At 70.6% G+C, this 1,747-nt stretch carries 3 protein-coding genes; all 3 read left to right on the top strand.

Translation table 11 applies throughout. From position 1 onward, the window contains the following. A partial coding sequence (locus tag D471_RS0115210) for a response regulator transcription factor (RefSeq protein ID WP_017599410.1) occupies positions 1-245 on the top strand: 245 nt, incomplete at its 5' end. Positions 246-283: 38 nt separating this feature from the next. Further along, positions 284-790, top strand: a complete 507-nt coding sequence (locus D471_RS0115205) for a TspO/MBR family protein (RefSeq protein WP_017599409.1) — start codon at positions 284-286, stop codon at positions 788-790. 169 nt (positions 791-959) lie between these two features. Next, a partial coding sequence (gene galE / locus D471_RS0115200; protein WP_017599408.1) for a UDP-glucose 4-epimerase GalE occupies positions 960-1,747 on the top strand: 788 nt, incomplete at its 3' end.

Here is a 1,747-nt window from a genome sequence, read left to right as displayed (position 1 = left end):
CCGGCGTCGCCAACCGGCTCATGGCCCGGCTGCGCTCGCCGAGTCCGGCGCTGAGCGCGCGCGAACTGGAGATCCTGGGACTGCTCGCGCGGGGGCTGTCCAACCGGGCGATCTCGCGGGAGCTGTTCATCAGCGAGGCGACGGTCAAGACCCACCTGGTGCACGTGTTCGACAAGCTCGGCGTGGACAACCGGACCGCCGCGATCACCACCGCGATCCAGCGCGGACTGATCCGGGTGGAGTGAGCCGCGGGTCCGTGCCCGCACCGGCGATGGAGGATACGGTGCGTGGTGTGTCGACTACGCAATCACCCGGCGGTGGTCGGGGTCCCGGTCTGGTCTCCCTTGCGGTCTTCGTCGGCGCCGCCTACGCGGTGGCGGTCCTGGGGTCCCTCGCCGCGTCGGACGCCGGCGCCGTGTACGCGTCGTTGGAACGGCCGGGGTGGGCGCCGCCGTCATGGCTGTTCGCCCCGGTGTGGACGGTTCTCTACGGGATGATCGGCGTGGCGGCCTGGCTGGCCTGGCGGCGGACGGGACGGGACGCGCGCACCGCGTTGGTGTGGTGGTGGGTGCAACTCGGGCTGAACGCGGCGTGGACTCCGCTGTTCTTCGGCCTGCGGCAGTACGGTCTGGCTTTCCTCGATATCTGCCTGCTGCTCGTCGCCCTGGTCATCACGGTCGTCGCCTTCTGGCGCCTGCGTCGGGTTTGCGCCCTGCTACTCGTTCCCTACCTCCTCTGGGTGGCGTTCGCTTCGGCGCTCAACCTGAACATCTGGCTGAACAACGCCTGAGTCTCCGCCCGGCCCGGTCAACGATTCCGGGAGCGGTCGGTCGAATTGTCGGTGATATTGGAAATGGTGGCAATTCTTCCGACGCCTTTTCCTGTGACATTGCCCTAGGGTGGATTCGATCGCCGCGGGACATCGCGGTTCCCAAGCGCCGAACACGGGGGAAATGACGATGAGGGTCCTGGTCACGGGAGGCGCCGGATACATCGGCAGCGTCGTCACCGCTCGGCTCGTCGACGCGGGCCACCGGGTCACCGTGCTCGACGACCTGTCGACCGGGCACGCCGACGCCGTCCACCCCGGGGCGCACCTCGTGCGCGGCACCGTGCGCGACCGTGCGGCCGAGGTCCTCGCCGAGGGCCAGGACGCGGTCCTGCACTTCGCGGCCCGCTCGATCGTCTCCGAGTCGGTCGCCCGCCCCGACCGCTACTGGAGCGGCAACGTGGGTACCTCGCTCGCGCTGTTGGAGGCGATCCGCGCGACCGGCACCGGGCGGCTGGTGTTCTCCTCGACCGCCGCCGTCTACGGGGAACCGGAGACGACCCCGATCACCGAGGACGCGCCGGTCCGTCCCACCAACCCGTACGGCGCCACCAAGGCCGCCGTCGACGCCGCCCTGACCGAGCACGCCCGCCTGCACGGGACCGCGGCGGTCAGTCTGCGGTACTTCAACGTCGCCGGGGCCGACCGCGGACGGGGCGAGCGGCACACGGTCGAGACGCACCTGATCCCGACCGTGCTGTCCGTGGCCTCGGGCGGGCGGGAGTCGGTGTCGGTCTTCGGTGACGACTATCCGACCCCCGACGGCACGTGCGTGCGCGACTACATCCATGTCGCCGACCTGGCCCGGGCGCATCTGCTGGCCCTGGAGCACGCCCGTCCCGGCACGCACGAGGTCCTCAACCTGGGCAACGGCGCGGGCTTCTCCGTCCAGCGTGTGCTCGACGTCTGCCGCGAGGT

The organism is Nocardiopsis lucentensis DSM 44048 (assembly GCF_000341125.1).
Taxonomy (GTDB): Bacteria; Actinomycetota; Actinomycetes; order Streptosporangiales; family Streptosporangiaceae; genus Nocardiopsis; species Nocardiopsis lucentensis.
The sequence above is the reverse complement of the archived record's forward strand: the minus strand, read 5'-3'. Positions and strand labels throughout refer to the sequence as shown.